The following is a 16,787-nucleotide window of genomic DNA, read 5'->3' as shown; positions in this document are numbered from 1 at the left end:
TCGAGATCGAGATCGTGTCGCCGCCATTATAGTTGGCGGTGGGGTTGTAGGTGAGCCCTGTTCCCAGCGCCGCGTTGATCGCGGATGCCGTGCCCGTGAAGCTCATCGAGGCATCCGAGGCGCCGTCGCCCGTGATGAAGCTGAGGCCCGACGTGCTCGCCAGCGTCATCGTGCCGTGCGCCACCGACAGCGTCACCGTCAGCGTGCTCGCATCGACATCCTTGACGGTGATCGCGTTGCTGTTCGCCGTCGACAGCGTGATGCTGGCATCCTCGTTGATCGTCTGCGTACCCGGCACGCTGTTGACCGGCGCGTCGTTAACCGCGTTCACCGTCTGGCTCAGCACCACCGTGCCGGCCGAATAGGCGGTGGTTCCGCCGGTCGCGCCCACGCCTGCGATGTTCACCACCTGCGCATCGGTGATGCCGAAGCCCAGCGAGTTGTCGATCAGATGCACGGTAAGCGTCGGCGCGTTGCCGTTATAGTCCGCCGCCGGGGTGAAGCGGAACAGCGTGCTGTTGTTGAACAGCTTCGCCGCCGCGTCGGATACGCTGCCGATATCGGTCCAGCCGCCGCCATTGTTATATTGCCACTGGCCCGTGCCCGCGCCCGAGCCGTTGGCGGTGACCGCGACACCCGAGAACGCCCCCGGCGACGACGCCCCGCCATTGGGGATCTGGTTGTCCGCAGCATCCGAATATTGGCCGGAGAACAGCGTGTTCACGCTCTGCCCAGCGCCCGGCGTGTCCTCGTCGATCGCCGTCGCCGATTCCGTGCCGTCGCCCGCCACCACCGGCGCGTCGTTGATCGCCGCGATGCTGATCGCGATCGAATCGCTGTCCACCTGCGTCCCGCCCGAACCCGTCTGGCCAAGATCGCTCGTCTCGAACGAGATCGCGTCGCTGCCGTTGAAGTTGGGGTTCGCCGTGTAGACCAGCCCCAGGCCCAGCGCGGTGTTGATGTCCGCGATCGTCCCGCTGAACGACATGCTGCCGTCGCCCTGCGCGTCGAAGAAGGAGAGACCCGCGATATTGTTGAGCGCCAGCGTGCCGTGCGCCACCGACAAGGTCACCTTCAGCGTCGTCGCATCGACGTCCGACACCTGCAGGTTCGTCAGCGTGAAGCTGCCATCCTCGTTGATGTTCTGCGCACCCGCCACCGTGTTCACCGGCGCGTCGTTGACCGCGCTCACGTTGAACGTGATCGTGTTCGCCGACTGGTCGGTGTCCTGGCCGCCATTCTTGGTGCCGCCATCGTCCTGCACCTGGAAGGTGAAGCTCGAGAACGGCGTGCCGTTGCCGTCCTGGATCGGCGTGTAATAGAGCCGGCCCAGCGCGATATCCGCCGCCGTCACGATCTGGCCCGTGGTCACCGCCGTTGCAGCCGCGCCCACGCCGACGCCGTCGGCATCGTACCACAAGGTGCCCGGCACCGGGATCGTCGTCACCTTCACGCCCGCGAAGTCGTCGCCATTGACGTCGCTAAAGCCGAAGCTTGCGGTGTTGAACGTGTAGGTCGCGTCCTCGTTGATCGTAAAGGCATTGTCGGTGCCCGCCGGCGCGTCGTTGATCGCCAGCACGTCCACCGTCGTCGTGAAGCTCAGCGTGTCCGCGCCCGTGTTCGCCGTCCCGTCGCCGTCCACCAAAGTCCATGTCAGCGTCCGAACACCCTCCGTCGGGCTGATCCCGCCACTATTGGTATAGCCCAGCGCGCGCACCAGCGTCTGCACCGCCGCCGGCGTCGCATCCGCATCGAAGGTGAACACCAGCGCCGCGCCGTTCGTCCCGCCGGTGAAGGTCGCGATCTGCGTGCCGCCCACCGACACCGCATTGCCCGCAACGCTCACGGTGCCGCTCGTGTCGATCACCAGTTCATCCTGCGCGGTCACCGCGCCGCCCGTGATCGCCACCGTCAAGGTGCCGCCGTCGAAGTTCGCGCTGTCGATGTCCGCAATCGTGCCGTCGCCGCCCACATCCAGCTTCGCCGGCGCATTGCCCTCGATCCATGTCGCCGCGTCGCCCGACAGGTTCGTCCCCGTCGGCGCGTCGTTCACGCCCGTCACGTCGAAGGTGAAGGTGTTCGGGCTCTGGTCCGTGTCCTGACCGAGGTTGGCGGTCCCGCCATCGTCCTGCACCTGGAAGGTGAAGCTCGCATAGGGCGTGCCGTTGCCGTTCGCCGCCGGCACATAATAGACATGGCCAGCGTTGATCTGCGCCAGCATGACCGTCGTGCCCGCGCTGATCACGGTCGGCAGCCCCGCACCGCCGCCATCGAGATCGATATAGATGGTGCCGGCCGCCGGAACCGTGGTGAACACCACGCCCGCCAGATTATCGCCATCGACATCGCTGAAGCCGAAGTCCGACGCCGCGAAGGTGTAGGTCGTATCCTCCAGCAACGTCGCCGTCTTGTCAGTACCCGACGGTTCGTCGTTCACTGACACCACGGCCACGCTGCTCGTGAAGCTCAGCGTATCCGCGCCGCTGTTCGCCTGTCCGTCGCCGTCCACCAGGGTCCAGGTGACCGTGCGTGTCGTCGTGTTCGGATCCTGGCTCGTATTGTTGTACGTGATCGCCCGGACAAGCGCCTGCACCGCCGCCGGCGTCGCATCCGCGTCGAAAGTGAAGGTGATCGAGCCGCCCGTCGCCACATAGGTGCCGATCTCCACGCCGCTGACCGACACCGTTCCCGGACCGGTCGTCACGCTGCCCGTCGTATCGATGCTCAGCGCATCCTGGCCCGCCACATAACCGGTCGTGATCTGGACGGTCAGCGAGCCGCCGTCGAAGTTTGCGCTGTCGATGTCCGCGATGGTCGCATTGCCGCCCACATCCAGGAAAACCGGGCTCGCACCCTCGGTGTAGCTCGCGCTATCCCCCGACAGGTTCGTCGACGTCGGCGCGTCGTTCACCGGCGTGATGGTGCCGCCCAGGACAACCGTGCCCGAAGAATAAGCCGAGGTTCCACCCGTCGCGCCAACGCCCGAGAGGTTGACCGTGCCGCCGTTACCCAGCGCGCCGATCGAGCCATCGATCAGGCGCACGGTCAGTTCCGGTTGCGCACCGTTGTAATTGGCGGCCGGATTGAAACGGATAGAGGCACTGGCGCTGAGCACGAAGGCCGAAGACTCCGATGCCGAAGTCGGAATCACCGTCCAGACGCCGGCGTTCAGATATTCCCAATTGCCCATCGCCGGGGTGGCGTCATTATCGACCACCGCGATGCCCGCCATCGCCGTCGAGGTGTTGCCACCGGGGGCGGGTCGCTGATCGTCGGTCGCGTCGGAATATTGGCTCGCCGCGAACAGGCTGGAAACAGTTTGCCCTGTCGCGGACGGTTGATCCTCAAGGATCGTCACGCTGCTCTCGGTGCCATCGCCCGACACCACCGGGGCATCGTTGACCGAGGTAATGGTGATCGTCTTGCTGTCCGTATCCGATTTCGAACCGCCGTCGCCGGTATAGCCATTGTCGGTGGTGACGATCTGCAGCGAATCCGAACCGTGGAAATTGCCGGTCGGCGTATAGGTGAGCCCGTTCGCGGCGAGCGTCGCGTTGATCTCGTTGAGCGTGCCGGTGACGGTAACGCTCGCCGTGCCGTTGCTGGCAATATCGCCGGCGACGAGGCCGCCCGCGACATTGGTCGCGAGCGTAAGCGTACCGTGGGACACGGTGAGCACGACCGTCACGTCGTCAAGCGCCGGGTTCGCGTCGGGATCGGAGATCGAGATGCCGGTCACGGCGACATTCGTCGCATCCTCGACAAGCGTCAGCGCGCTGCCGACGGTGTTCACCGGCGCATCATTGACATCGGCGATCGTGATCTGCGTGGTGCCGCTGTTCTGCGAACCACCCGGAACATTGGCGGCGCCGTCGCTGACCGTCCAGGTGATCGTGCGCGTGGTGTTCAGCCCGTAATTGGTGGGGTTGTCGCCGGTCGACCAGAAATTGATCTGGCCCAGCACGCTCTGGTAATTGGCAATGGTGTCGTAGCCGGTCAGCGTGAGCGTTTCGGTCGCCGCATTCCACGAAACCGTGATGTTGGTGCCGGCGATCAGGCCGGAGATCTGCCCCGCCGCGCCATAACCGAGATGATCGTCGTTCGCGCTGCTTTCGTTGGAGCTGAAGGTTCCGCCCGTCACCTGCACGGTCGCGGACGCGAGATGATCGCCATCGACGTCGGCGATCGTCGGCGCGCCGGTCAGGATCGCGATCCTGCCGCCCTGTTCGGGGATTTCCGTGCTCGTGGCGGTCAGGTTCGAAAGCGTCGGCAGATTGTTGAAAGCCAGCCCGCCGAAATTGGCCGCGTTGCTGGTGAAAGCGGGTTTCGGATCGATGACGTTGATCAGCGTTCCGACGGTGCCCGCCGCGTTGAGCTGATAGATGAGTATCACATCGTCGTTGCTGCCGCCGCCATGTTCTTCGGACGTGACATAGAGTTGCCGGGTCGCGGCATCGAACTTCAGATCGCCTGGGTAGAAATTCGGCGTCGAGAAGTTGAGCGTGAGCTTGGTGGCCGTACCGGAGCTTGCGTTGGCGTTGATATACCAGATGGCATTCTGGCTCGCATCGAAGCCGGAGCCTCCCTGCGGCGTATTCGACTGGGTGGTGAAATAGACGAGGTTATTGAGCTCATTCACCTCGACCGAGATGACATAGCCGTTCGTTGCATCGTCTTCGAACTGGGCATCATCAACCAAGGGCGTAATGACCTTGGTTGCCAGGTCCATCCGATAGACGCCCTGCTCCAGGCCATTCAACTGCTCAGTGAAGTACAGAGTATTCGCCGTGCGGCCGAGGGCGAAGTCACGAACATCGAGCAGGTCCAAGCTATGCGACGGGTCGATCGGCTTGGTGGCGTCAGTGTCGGCCCGGACAATAAAACCATTGTCGGTGATCACGCCGGTCAGCGGATCATATGTATACTGCTTGATGCCTGTCAGATTGGTATCTGCACCATCCGCATCTTGAATCCCGACATAAATGTGATGACTAAAAACATCAACATACAGGGCATTGACGATTTCGTCGTCATTCGAAAACGGATCTTCCGGATCGGTCTGACCGACGACATTGTCCACACCGTCGAACGTCACCAGCGTCGTCACCGCTCCACCGGTCAACGAACCACGCACCAACCGGGCATCCTGGCCCAGATTGCCATTGTTGATGATCGCGAAATAGAAGCCCGCCGCGGTATCGACCCCCACCTGTTGCGGCGTGCTGTTGATCAGGTCCAGCGACGGAACATTGTCGACGATGATGGTCTGGATGCCGCCGTCATTGTTGGCGTAGGTCAGCCGCGTGTCGCCGGGGTCGCCCTGCGTCAGGAAATAGACTTGGCCGGTCGGCTTGGTGCCGAACGCGCTCAGGCCGTCTTCGGCAGCGCCGGCGGCCAGCAGGTAACTGGCGCCGTCGACGGTGACCGCTCCCAGCGTCGACCCGCCGTCGAGCACGCGCGTGGTCGTGTCCGCGATTTTCTCGACAAAGGTGAGCGCGCCGCCCGCATCGATGCGGAACAGGCTGACGCCGGCGAAGCCGCCCGTCTCCGTGCCGCTCACGGCAAGATAGCTCGTCTGGCCGAAGGTCACCACGCTGACGCTGTTGGCCCCCTGCAGATTGAACTCGACGTTATCGCTCACATTGGCGACATTGGTCAGCACGCCCGCGCTGTTCATCGAGAACACGCTGACGCCGGAATCGGCGGCGCCGGCGACGAAGACATAGGTGGTGCCGTTGACGACCGCGGTCGTGATATCGCTGACGCCGTTGAGGTTGAGCGTTCCATTGTCCGCCACGCTGCCGACATGGGTCAGCGCGCCCGCCGCGGAAACCTGGAAGACACTGACGCCATCGTCGGTTCCGCCGCCAGCGATCAGGAAGCTGTTGGCGCCGACGGTGACCGTGGCGAGCGAGGACACGCCATCGAGCTCATATGCCGCATTGTCGGCGTCGGTGACGTTGGAGACATTGGTGAGCGCGCCATTGCCGGCCACACGGAAGCCGCTGATGCCGTCGTCATTCGCGCCCGCGGCGAACATAAAGGTGTTGCCGCCAACCGTGATGGTCGCGGTATCGGTCACCCCTGCAAGCCTGAGCGGACCAGAATCGACAACATTGGCGACGTTGGTCAAACCGCCGCCGACGGTGACGCGAAACACGCTGACGCCGCCCTCCGTCGAGCCCGCGACGAAGAGATAGGTGTTGCCGTCGACGACGCCGATCGAGAGACCGCGCGCGCCGCCGAGATGCGCGCCGGCCGCATCGGTGTCGTCGAAATTGGTGAGGTTCGTCAGCACGCCGTCTCGCGACAGGCTGAAAAGGCTGATGCCGTTATCGTCCGCGCCGGCCGCGAAGACATAGGTGACGCCACCGACGTCCGCCGAAACGACCGAGCTTGCGCCGTCGAGCTCCAGGCCGCCGCTATCGGTCACGTTCGACGGATTCGAATAAAGAAACGCCATGGCTTCCACCCCCAAATTTCGAGTCACATGGTCTAAACGCCCATTGTGACCGCCCAACGACTAGGATTGTTCAATACGAGCGGAGTGAACGCGATGACACCGACAGCCCCAGCCGACCGGACACACCAAACTCCGGGCACAATTCGCCCCAGCTCGCATTGCAACCCCTATTGGGATGCATTCATGGCACAGGACTTTCCCTGCCGCCAGCATAAACGCCGGAGGTGAAACGATCTTTTAATCAGGAACGGAAGGAATACCCCACCTCAGGCAAGGCATATATTTCGGGAATCCTGAAAGTCAGCGTTTGACACAGCCACGCGCTCGGCACAAAATAGTGCGGCCGGATGGGGGAACGTAGCGCCGGCATCAAATGGCGCACCGAGGTCGCATATCCCGACGGAATCTGTGGACGGACAGCAGGCGCTTGTCCGATTAAGGGAGGTGCACCGATGTCGCAGCCTTATGTCGGTGAAATCCGTATGTTCGGCGGCAATTTCGCGCCCGCTGGATGGGCTTTCTGCAATGGGCAGCTTATGCCGATCTCGGAAAATGATACGCTCTTCAATCTGATCGGCACCACCTATGGCGGCGACGGACAGGAAACCTTCGGGCTTCCCGATCTGCAAGGACGTATACCGGTCCATGCCGGCCAGGGCCCCGGCATCTCGCAGAACTACGTATTGGGAGAAAAAGCGGGCGTGGAAAGCGTGACGCTGACCACGCAGCAGATCTCGAACCACACCCATACCCCCCAGATCTCCAATGCGCCGGGATCAACCTACGCACCGACGGGCAGCACCGTGCTCGCTAACAGCAACTCGACAAGCGTCAATGTCTATAAATCCCCGGCGGACCTGCTGACCGGCCAGGTGGCACTGAACGCCGCAAGCATCAGCGCGATCGGCGGCAGCCAGCCGCACACCAACATCCAGCCGACGCTCGCCATCAGTTATATCATTTCACTGTTCGGCGTCTTCCCGAGCCAGAACTGAGCCGTCCGGCCGGCGCGACGTCGCGCATCAATTTTTGGAGCTGCTCATGACCAGTCCCTTCGTTGCCGAGATCCGGGTCTTCGGATTCAATTTCGCTCCCACAGGCTGGGCGCAGTGCAATGGCCAGTTGCTGCCGATCTCGCAGAACACGGCGCTTTTCTCGTTGCTCGGCACCTATTATGGGGGTGACGGCAAATCGACCTTCGCCCTCCCCGACCTCCAGGGCTCCGCCGCGACCCATCAGGGGCAAGGCGCAGGGTTGCAGGATTGGTTTCTGGGCCAGATGGAAGGCAGCGAGTATGTCACGCTGCTCCAGAGCGAGATTCCCCTTCACACTCACACGCTGAGCGCCACCACGGCGAACGCCAACAGTGCCGCCGCCGCCAATGCCCAGCTCGCAAAGGCGATCAAGGGCAATCTCCAGGCGAGCAATACCGCGCGAATGTACAGCAACATCGCCACGCCCGCGACGCAGATGAGCCCTTATGGGCTCGCGATAGCGGGTGGCAGCCTGCCCCACAATAATATGATGCCGTATCTGACGCTTAATTTCTGCATCGCCCTGCAAGGCGTTTTTCCCGCACGAAACTAGAAAGACGACGTCATCATTCCCGGCCGGCGCCGGCCCAATATTTCAGGAGTTCGAATATGGCCCAGCCATTTATTGGTGAGCTGAAAATGATCAGCTGGAATTTCGCGCCGAAGGGTTGGGCATTCTGCAACGGCCAGTTGCTGCCGATCAACCAGAACCAGGCGCTGTTCTCGCTGTTCGGCACCATGTATGGCGGGAATGGCCAGACGACCTTCGCGCTACCCGATCTGCGCGGCAGGGCGCCCATTCACATTGGCAGTGGCTTCATCCAGGGACAGGCTGGCGGCCAGGAAGCACACACCATAACCATCAACGAGATGCCCCAGCATACCCATTTCCTGACCGCCGACGGCGTCACCGTGGCGACCAGCAACGTGAATACGCCAGCCGCCGGCCGATCGATCGGCCAATCGATCGGCGTCCCGAGCCAGGGATCCAATTTTTCAGTGAATATCTATGATACGGCGGTGCCGGGTGCGACGATGGCGCCGGGAACGGTTAGCAGCATCGGCGGCAGCCAGCCACACGAGAACCGCCAGCCTTTCCTGGTGATCAACTGGATCGTTGCATTGCAGGGTGTATTTCCTTCGCGGAATTGACGCGCACGGATGGTCATGCGCCCTCTCGACAATCCGCCTATCGCAAATGAAATGGATCGCCCGTTAATCCGGCGGAGCTGTTGAGATATACGGTGGCCGGTGCCGCCCCAAAGCGCGACAGGCCTCTCGGCGCGGTCTCCCGCGTCTCAAATATCAATAAGGAAAATCGGCCCGGGCTTCGCCCGCCGTCAGACCCCGACGATCCGCACGGTTCCGCTGCCATGCGCCATTCCGCGCATGCGCGGTGCGGCATCGCGCAGTTCGGTGATCATCGCTTCGCGCTCCGCCGGCAGGCTCGGCACCACGGCCAGCACGCCCCGGGCAGCGAAGCCGCGCGCGGCATCCTGCGCCGCCGCGATCGTCGTTCCGGCATCGGGCACCAGCACGACCACATCGAGGTCGCGTCCACCGGCCGGAGCGGCGAAATATCCCTCGACATCCCGGTTGCCATCGATCGGATAGCGCCCCGTGAAGACCCGTACGCCATCCTCACCGGTTGCGCCGACCGAAGCGATCGCGGGCATCGCGGTTCCGGCGATGGACAGGGCAGCCGCGGTACCGACAGCACCGCCCATCGCGCCACGACGCGTCACGGCAGCCGAGAAAGGCGTTTCGAACGTTTCGCTTCGATCGGTCATGAGCAGGCCTCCCCGCGCCGTCCCCTGGGCGCTCGACGCAGACTACCGCGCCAGGCTCCACCGCACAAGCGAGCGTTTACGATCATCCGCGCAGCCGATGGCCCAGCAGCACTTCCGCGACATGCCGCCGCCCGCCCGTCCGCTCGAGATGGACATAGACGTCGACAGTGCTGCGCACATAGTGGTGGACATCGTCACGGCTGAGCCCGGCGCCCGCCTGAAGCACCAGCAAGGTGATCTGCTCGATCGCCCGCGCGGCGCCGTCGGCATGCACGGTCGTCATCGATCCCGGATGACCGGTATTGACCGCGCGCAGGAAGGTGAACGCCTCCGGCCCGCGCAACTCGCCCACGACGATGCGGTCGGGCCGCATGCGCAGCGATGCGGAGAGCAGTTCCTCCGCCGTCACCCGCGCCTCGCCCAGTTCGCTGCGCGCCGCGAGCAGCCCCACGGCGTTGGCATGGCGCATGTGCAGTTCGGGCGTATCCTCGATCAGGATCAGCCGCTCCTCCGCCGGGATCTCACGGATCAGCGCATTCAGGAACGTCGTCTTGCCGGTGGAGGTGCCCCCCGAAACCAGGATATTGCGGCGCGCGCGCACCGCTTCGGCGAGCAGCCCGGCGATATCGCCCGCATCGAGCAGCGCCGCCAGCCGGCTATCGATATCGGCAGCACCGCCCGCCCCGTCGCGTCGGGTTTCGTTGAAGGCCCCGCCCGCGACATAGTCCGCAAGCGAAAGATCGGCGGACACATGCTTGCGGATGGCGAAGGCAATCGGGCCGCGTGTCGCGGGAGGCGCGACGATCTGAACGCGCGCGCCATCGGGCAAGGCGGCGGAGAGCAGCGGATGCGCGCGGCTGATCCCCTGGCTGGAAAGTGCCGCGATCTGCCGCGCGAGCCGCGCCAGCGTCGCTTCGTCGAGCGCGGGCGCATCATGCCGCTCGATCGCGCCGGACAGGCTCTCGGTCCAGACCTCGCCCGGTCGATTGACATACACGTCGGTCACGTCGGCACGGTCGAGCATCGGCGCGAACGGCGCCAGATAACTGCGCAGATAGACCGCGCCTTCGGCTGCCGCCGCGTTCATCGCCGAGCTTCGACGCTCGTGAAATCCAGATCGCGTGCGACGAATACCGTGATCGCGGCGCCCTGCTTCACCTTCAAGGTCGGCTGGATCGGCGCATTGTTCTGCTGTCCGAACAACATGGTGCCCGGCATCGCGATGATCACATCGCGTTCGGTGTTGCTGTTGCGGGCCAGATTGACGCCGATGTCGAGCGCGGTCTGCAGGATCGCGGCGCCGAAGCGCTCGAAGAAATGGCTGTTCACCTTGCCGCGCACGCCGATGCGGCCGAGCGGATCGGCGGCGGGCGAGCCGATCGCGATCGTCACGCCGTCGGGCCGCACCAGCCGCGTCCAATTGACCAGCGCACGGTTCTGGCCGGGCTGAAGATCGGCCTGATACTGGCCGATCAGCCGGCTGCCGCGCGGGATGAGCACGCGGCTGCCGTCAAAGCCGCGCACATCGCGCGAGACGAGCGCGCGCGCCAGGCCCGGCCGCGTCGAATCGAAGGCGGTTTCGAGCACCGCCGGGATCAGCGTTCCCTGCGGCACCGTGGTCGGGCGGTTGCGCATCACCGTGGCGCGCGACCGGCCGCCGGGGGCCGTGCCAAGCGTTGCGGCGCCCGCAGCCGCTGCAGCTGCGCCGGTGCCAGCCCCTGCCGGTTCCTCCACATCGCCGGCGGTCGCATCATAGACGAGCGCGCTATCCTCCGCCGCGCGTGCCCTAGGCGCCGGCGCGGGCTGCGGCATCACCGGCTGCATCATCGGCATCGGCGGCGGCGAATAGATGCGCTGCGGCGGCGCCGAAGGCGGCGGCGGCAGGATCATCACCGGCTGTGGCTGCGGCCGTGGCGGCGCCGATGCCTGCACAGGAATCGGCGCGGGCGGCACGAACAGATCGGGCAGAGCCGATGGCGCCCCCACCAGATCGGCCGCGCGGGGCTTGACGGCAGGTGCCATCGCCGCGCGACGGCGCACGTCGAGCACGCTGAACAGCAGCAGCGCCGCGAGCACTATGCCCGCGGCGATCACCCAGCGCGGCAGGCCGCTGCCGGGCACCGCGACCACCGGCCGGACATCCGCCTGCCCCGTGTTGCGCGGATCGATATCGTGCGGGTCTGCCATCAGCGCGGCGGCCTTTGCGGTACGCGCGTGGCGGTCGCGAACGTCTTGCCCCGGCGGAAGACCAGGGTGTTGTTCACATCGTCGATGACATAGCGGCCGTCACGGATGCCGCCGTCGACGACGACTTCCTTGCCCTCCGCGTCGAGCGCGAAGACGGCGGGCAAGGTCGCGTCCGGAGCCCAGGTGACATAGGTCTTGGTGCCATCATCGCTGATCGCATTGGGCCGGAGCGGCTTCGCCCCGCTCAGCCGGTAGCGCCCCTCCTCCGCCGCTTCGGCGACGCTCGCGATCGCGGGCACCGGATAGCGGAAGCGCACTGCATAGGGCGCAAGCCCGCCATAGGCCGGCATCAATTCGAACAGATAGCTGCGCGCGTCGGTCACCACGGTCAGGTTGGTGGTACCGCCCGGCTGGGCAAGCTTGATGAACAGATGGTCGCCACGCTTGTTGGGCGTCACCTGCCATGTCGAACTGTCGCCTACCGCGACATTCTCGATCCGCTCGTCGGGCGCGAATTCGACGGTGAGCTGATAACCGCTGGTGACTTGGAGCTGGACGATCTGGTCGGGATCATAGAGCACCGACTGGATGCGCGGATCGCCCGGCCCCGGCTCCGGTCGCACCTGCGCGACGGCGGTCACGGGCAACAGCAGCCCGATCAGGATCGGCCAGCGTTTCATGACGCCGACGCAGCCCTGGCGATGGGCGGCGGCGCGGGTGCGGCGGGCGGCGGCAGCGCTTCCGCGTCGCGGCGATAGCGGACCACCTGGAAGCCCAGAGGATTGACGAAGCGGTCCTCGGTCGAAAGCGGCTCGGTCGAGAAGCGATAGCGGATCACCGAGACCCAGGGCTGGGCGGGCTCGGTACGGCCATTGGCGTCGCGCCGCTGGGTATCGAATCGCACCAGCGCGGCATTGCCGCCGAGCGGAGACACGCTCTTCACGCGCGTCTCGATCACCGTGGAGCGCGGCAGCCGGGCCAGCGGGCTCGCCGGGTTGGAGACCTGCACCCCCGCGATATAGTCGCCGCGCGCGGCATCGGCGGACCACAAGGCGGTCTTGCGATAATTGGCCTGGAGCGCGTCGATATCGAAGCTTTCGCGCGCCATCACATATTGGACGAGAAAGGACTGGGTGAGCGCCGCATCGGGCGCGAGCTTTTCCCCGTCGACAGGCTTCAGCGCCTGGACATAGCCGGTCTGGCGATCGACGAGCAACGTATAGGGCACCACCGTCTTGAGCGGCAGCAAGGCGATCAGCGCGGCGGCTTCGAAGATCGCGACGACCATCGCCGCGATGGCGACGATCCAGGCGATCCGTCGCGAGCGATCGAGCGCGTCGCGCCGGTCCTTCGCCCAGCTATCCCCCTCCTGATAATAGGCGTCGAGCGCTTCTCGTGACGTCTTTTTCATGCCGTTCCATCCCGCCGGGCCGCGGCCGCCGATACACGGCTATGGGCGCCACGTCGAAAGCTTTGGCCGAGCCGCACCGCGACGGGCACGACATCCTCTCGCGCACGTGCCGGCGCGGTGGACGCGGCGCGCGCCAGATAGGCGGTTTGTGGCGGCGGCGAAGCAGCCTCGCGCCGCTGGTTCGCCGCCACCGCATCGGCGATGGCGATCGCGCGGTCGCGCGTACCGGGCATCACCCCGCCCCGCATGTCCGTCGCTGGTTCGGCCAACAAGCGCGACCGGATCGTTTCCGCGAACCGCCTGGGCAGCCGCTGCAACGGGGCCGGAAAACGGAAACCCATCGCGATGCGCGCCGTCACCACCAGCACGGCGAGCAGGGCAAGCGCGAAGACGAGCGAAAGCGCGAGCAACTCGGTCGAAACGCCCGGCGTGGCGATGCCGTCGCGACGCAAGGCGAGCACGCCCGCCAGCCAGGGCGAGACAAGCGCCACCTGCACACCCAGCACGATCGCGGTCGCCACCGCGCCCAGCGCCGCACCGCCGAGCGCGCGCACCCATCCCTCGAACACGCCACGCGTGCCGCCGAACAGCAGGAACAAGGCGAAGAACGGCCCCAGCGCCAGCATCAGCCCCGCGATCAGCCGCACCGAGGCGAAGGCCGCGACCGTCGCGGTCAGATAGACGGTACGCGCCTGGCCAAGCAGCTTTGCATCGCGCACCGGATCCCAGCGCGGACGCTGCTGCAACTGGTTGAGGCGCTGCATTTCCTGCTGCTGCTGCTGCGGAGTCAGGCTTTCGGTGGGGCCGGCCATCACGTCGGCGTCGGCGGGCTTACCAGTGCCCAGCTTCGCAAGCTCGGCCATCTGGTTGTCGACGCCCTGAAGATACAGAACAAGCCCCCCGCCCGCCCCCGGCAGTTCCGCCGGGCCGCCGATATTCGCGGCCAGCTCCGCCGGCCCCTTGAGCGCGACATTATAGGCCAGGGTGCGAAAGGCGGGCCAGCTTGTCGCGAGCAGCAGGACGATGCCGATCTTGACCGCCGCCATCAACGCTTCGCGAACGCCCGGTCTCTCCCCGAGCAGCATGCGATAGCCGAACAGCGCGACGAAGATCGTCAGCACGCCGGTCAGCATCATCGCCATGCCCGATCCGGGGGCGTTCAGCGCCTGATAGCCGCCCGCGCCGATCGCCAGCGCCTGGCAATCGAGATGCACGAGCAGGCTGCTCAGAAAGGCGGCGTCGGAGATCGCGGGGCAGATCGCCATCACACGCGCTCCAGCAGACGCGGAATCCAGTCCGCCGGATCGTCGCCGCTTTCGGCACGGATCTCGTCGAGCAGGCGCACGGTACGCTCGCGGCCCGACAATATCGTCAGCAGATCACGTTCGCCCGCCAGGTTGAGGCGCGCGACGACGCTGTCCGCGCCGTGCTTGATCAGGAAGCAATGCGCATCGTCGGGCAAGGTGCGCACGATCTCATGCTCATGCGCGGTCAGCCCGAAGCCACCGACATAATCCTCCGCGCGCGCCTTGGGATTGGCCATGAAGATCTGGGTGGCGGCCTGTTCGATGATCGCGCTGGCGATCCGGCTTTCCAGCGCATCCTGGGCGCTCTGCGTCGCGAATCCGACAATGCCGTTGCGTTTGCGGATCGTCTTTTCCCAATCCTTGATCCGCCGCACGAACACGTCGTCGTCGAGCGCCTTCCACCCCTCGTCCACCACGATGATCGCGGCGCTGCCGTCCAGCCGCTCCTCCACGCGGTGGAACAGATACATCATCGCGGGAGTGCGCACAGCCGGATCGTCGAGGATCGCGGTCATGTCGAAACCAACCGCCTCCGCCGACAGGTCGGTCAGGTCCTCCGGATTGTCGAACAGCCAGGCCCGCTCGCCATCGCCCCACCAGGGCCGCAGCCGCGACCAGAGATCGTTCGCATGGGGGCGATGCCCGCCACGGAGCAGTTCGGCCAGATGGCGCAGCCGGCGATGCTCGGGCGGCTGCGCGAAATTGGCATCGACCGCGTCCTTGATGCTCGCCATCTCGTCGACATCGGCGCCGCCCGCCAGTTGCGCAAGCCAGTCGATCAGGAACTGGCGATTGACGGGATCGTCGTCGAGCTGGAGCGGGTTGAGACCCGCGCTGGTGCCCGGCCGCAGCAGATCGTAGCGCCCGCCGATCGCACGAATGAACAGTTCCGCGCCGCGATCCTTGTCGAAGAAGATGATGCGCGGCCGGAACTTGCGCGCCTGGGCGAGCAGGAAGTTGAGCGCGACCGTCTTGCCCGATCCGGACGGGCCGATGACGGTGAAATTGCCGAGATCGCCCTGATGGAAATTGAAGAAATAGGGGCCGGCGGCGGTCGTCTCCAGCAGGCTGACCGCTTCGCCCCAATGATTGGCGTCGGCGCGGCCGATCGGGAAATTGTGGCTGCTCGCGAACCCCGCAAAATTGCCTGTCGAGATCAGGCCGCGCCGCGCGATATATTTGAAATTGCCCGGGAACTGCGCCCAGAAAGCGGGTTCGAGCGCGATATCCTCTCGCACCGCGATGATGCCGAGATCGGCGAGCGACGCCAGGGTTTCCGCGACGCCGGCATCGACCTGTTCGGGCGTGTCGCCATGCACCGCGACGGTCATGTGATGTTCACCGAAGCCCGCGCGGCCGGCCGCGACCTCGTCCTTGGCGGTCGACAATTCGGCGCGCAGGCTCAGTGCTTCGTCCTCCGCCGAGCGCATCCGCCTGAGCGCCAGGTTCATCCGCCCAAGCGCGGCCTGACGATCGACAAAGCCGAAGGATTGCGAAACCGTGATCTCGAACGGCAGGCGCAACAGCGCATCGAGCATGCCCGGCGCGGTCTGCCCCGGATAATCCTTGATCGACACCAGGCTGAGGAAGCCACGCGGCGTGGCGCCCGCCGCTCCCAGCTCGATCATGTCCTGCCCGAAGCTGATCCGGCGATACGGCAGATAGGCGCCCGCATCCTGCATCGGCAGAAGCACCGGGCGCATCTCCGCATTATAGAGCGACGACAGGAATTCCAGCGGCTCGGAACAGGGCCCTTGCGGCGTTTCGTAGACGCTCAGCAGTCGTGGCGCATAGCTGCCGAGCTGCGCCAGCAGATTGTCTCGCGCGCTGTCGAGCTGCCGCAGTTCATGGCCGATCGCGGCATCGCCATCGGATGCCGCGCGTCCCATCCATTCGCGCAGCCGGTCCGCCATGCCGATCCGCCCTTGCAGCGGACGGCGCACGAGCGTCAGGAACAGATCGTTGACGTACAGCCGCTTGTCGGCGAGCCGCTTGCGCCATGCGCCATCCAGCGCGGCCGAGAAATCGTCGGGATAGCCCGCCGCGAGCGCGACGTCCGCGCGACGGCGGACGACATGATGATAGACGGCGAAGCGAGACGACCCGATCGCCTGCAGCATCGCATCGCGCAGCATCTTGCGATAATTGATCTCTTCGGTGTCGGCGGTCTCGAACAACAGGCCGCGCAGGTGGATCACCTGCATCAACAGGCCGTCACGCGTCTCGATCGTATGATCGTCGACATGCCGGGCATAGGGCAGATGGTGCCCCGCCGGTTTTTCGTTGGCGATGGCCCGCCGGTCCCGCGTCAGGGCCGGTAGGAGTTGCATCGCCAGATCGCATGGTTGCGCACGCGCGGACAGTTCCTGACCCGCACGAGCCAGAGATCGAGGAAACGCGGTTCGCGCAGGCACAGGAGAACGCCGACAAGGTGCACGACCAGCGCCAGGGCGAGCGCCCAGAGCGAGCGGAAGATCAGCAGCATTTCAGTGGCAAGCACTGCATTGAGCACGAAATAGCTATAGGTGACGCCCGCGAACATCTGGGGCCGGGTAAGCGCCACGAATACCGGATCGTGATCCAGGCCGTTCATGG

Annotated in this window: 12 protein-coding genes; 3 read left to right on the top strand and 9 right to left on the bottom strand. The window is 65.3% G+C overall.

Going from position 1 to position 16,787, the window contains the following annotated elements; all coding sequences use genetic code 11:
- The coding region (locus ACODTA_RS12295; protein ID WP_489066188.1) for a hypothetical protein at positions 1-6,463 on the bottom strand (6,463 nt) is incomplete at its 3' end.
- A gap of 452 nt (positions 6,464-6,915) precedes the next feature.
- Between ACODTA_RS12295 and ACODTA_RS12290 the strand changes: the two genes are divergently transcribed.
- The 3 genes from ACODTA_RS12290 to ACODTA_RS12280 are packed head-to-tail and all read left to right on the top strand — an operon-like array spanning position 6,916 to position 8,649.
- Positions 6,916-7,458 (top strand): phage tail protein, encoded by a 543-nt coding sequence (locus ACODTA_RS12290; RefSeq protein WP_489066187.1) that lies wholly within the window; start codon positions 6,916-6,918, stop codon positions 7,456-7,458.
- A 46-nt stretch (positions 7,459-7,504) separates the two neighbouring features.
- The gene (locus ACODTA_RS12285; protein ID WP_489066186.1) at positions 7,505-8,050 is read left to right on the top strand and encodes a phage tail protein; all 546 of its coding nucleotides are present in this window, start codon (positions 7,505-7,507) and stop codon (positions 8,048-8,050) included.
- Positions 8,051-8,106: 56 nt separating this feature from the next.
- On the top strand, positions 8,107-8,649 hold the full coding sequence (locus ACODTA_RS12280; protein ID WP_489066185.1) for a phage tail protein: 543 nt from the start codon (positions 8,107-8,109) through the stop codon (positions 8,647-8,649).
- 188 nt (positions 8,650-8,837) lie between these two features.
- Here ACODTA_RS12280 and ACODTA_RS12275 read toward each other — a convergent pair whose 3' ends face one another.
- The 8 genes from ACODTA_RS12275 to ACODTA_RS12240 all read right to left on the bottom strand — a co-directional run bounded on the left by ACODTA_RS12275 (position 8,838) and on the right by ACODTA_RS12240 (position 16,785).
- Positions 8,838-9,287 (bottom strand): hypothetical protein, encoded by a 450-nt coding sequence (locus tag ACODTA_RS12275; protein ID WP_489066184.1) that lies wholly within the window; start codon positions 9,285-9,287, stop codon positions 8,838-8,840.
- A gap of 82 nt (positions 9,288-9,369) precedes the next feature.
- The gene (gene virB11 / locus ACODTA_RS12270) at positions 9,370-10,374 is read right to left on the bottom strand and encodes a P-type DNA transfer ATPase VirB11 (RefSeq protein ID WP_489066183.1); all 1,005 of its coding nucleotides are present in this window, start codon (positions 10,372-10,374) and stop codon (positions 9,370-9,372) included.
- Positions 10,371-11,474, bottom strand: a complete 1,104-nt coding sequence (locus tag ACODTA_RS12265; protein WP_489066182.1) for a TrbI/VirB10 family protein — start codon at positions 11,472-11,474, stop codon at positions 10,371-10,373. The genes virB11 and ACODTA_RS12265 overlap by 4 nt, the downstream gene beginning before the upstream one ends.
- Positions 11,474-12,154, bottom strand: coding sequence for a TrbG/VirB9 family P-type conjugative transfer protein (locus ACODTA_RS12260; protein ID WP_489066181.1), 681 nt, complete (start codon positions 12,152-12,154; stop codon positions 11,474-11,476). The genes ACODTA_RS12265 and ACODTA_RS12260 overlap by 1 nt, the downstream gene beginning before the upstream one ends.
- A complete protein-coding gene (locus ACODTA_RS12255) occupies positions 12,151-12,885 on the bottom strand; it encodes a VirB8 family type IV secretion system protein (RefSeq protein ID WP_489066180.1) in 735 nt (244 codons plus the stop codon). The genes ACODTA_RS12260 and ACODTA_RS12255 overlap by 4 nt, the downstream gene beginning before the upstream one ends.
- Positions 12,882-14,150 carry a type IV secretion system protein gene (locus ACODTA_RS12250; RefSeq protein WP_489066179.1) on the bottom strand — a complete coding sequence of 423 codons (1,269 nt, stop codon included), beginning with the start codon at positions 14,148-14,150 and terminating at the stop codon, positions 12,882-12,884. Before ACODTA_RS12250 ends, ACODTA_RS12255 begins: the two co-directional genes overlap by 4 nt.
- Positions 14,150-16,522, bottom strand: a complete 2,373-nt coding sequence (locus ACODTA_RS12245; RefSeq protein ID WP_489066178.1) for a VirB4 family type IV secretion/conjugal transfer ATPase — start codon at positions 16,520-16,522, stop codon at positions 14,150-14,152. Before ACODTA_RS12245 ends, ACODTA_RS12250 begins: the two co-directional genes overlap by 1 nt.
- Positions 16,501-16,785, bottom strand: a complete 285-nt coding sequence (locus tag ACODTA_RS12240) for a VirB3 family type IV secretion system protein (protein WP_222990178.1) — start codon at positions 16,783-16,785, stop codon at positions 16,501-16,503. Before ACODTA_RS12240 ends, ACODTA_RS12245 begins: the two co-directional genes overlap by 22 nt.
- Between the last annotated feature and the right edge of the window lie 2 nt (positions 16,786-16,787).

It is taken from the genome of Sphingomonas sp. FG14, from assembly GCF_057809675.1.
This window is presented reverse-complemented; position numbering and strand designations above follow the sequence as displayed.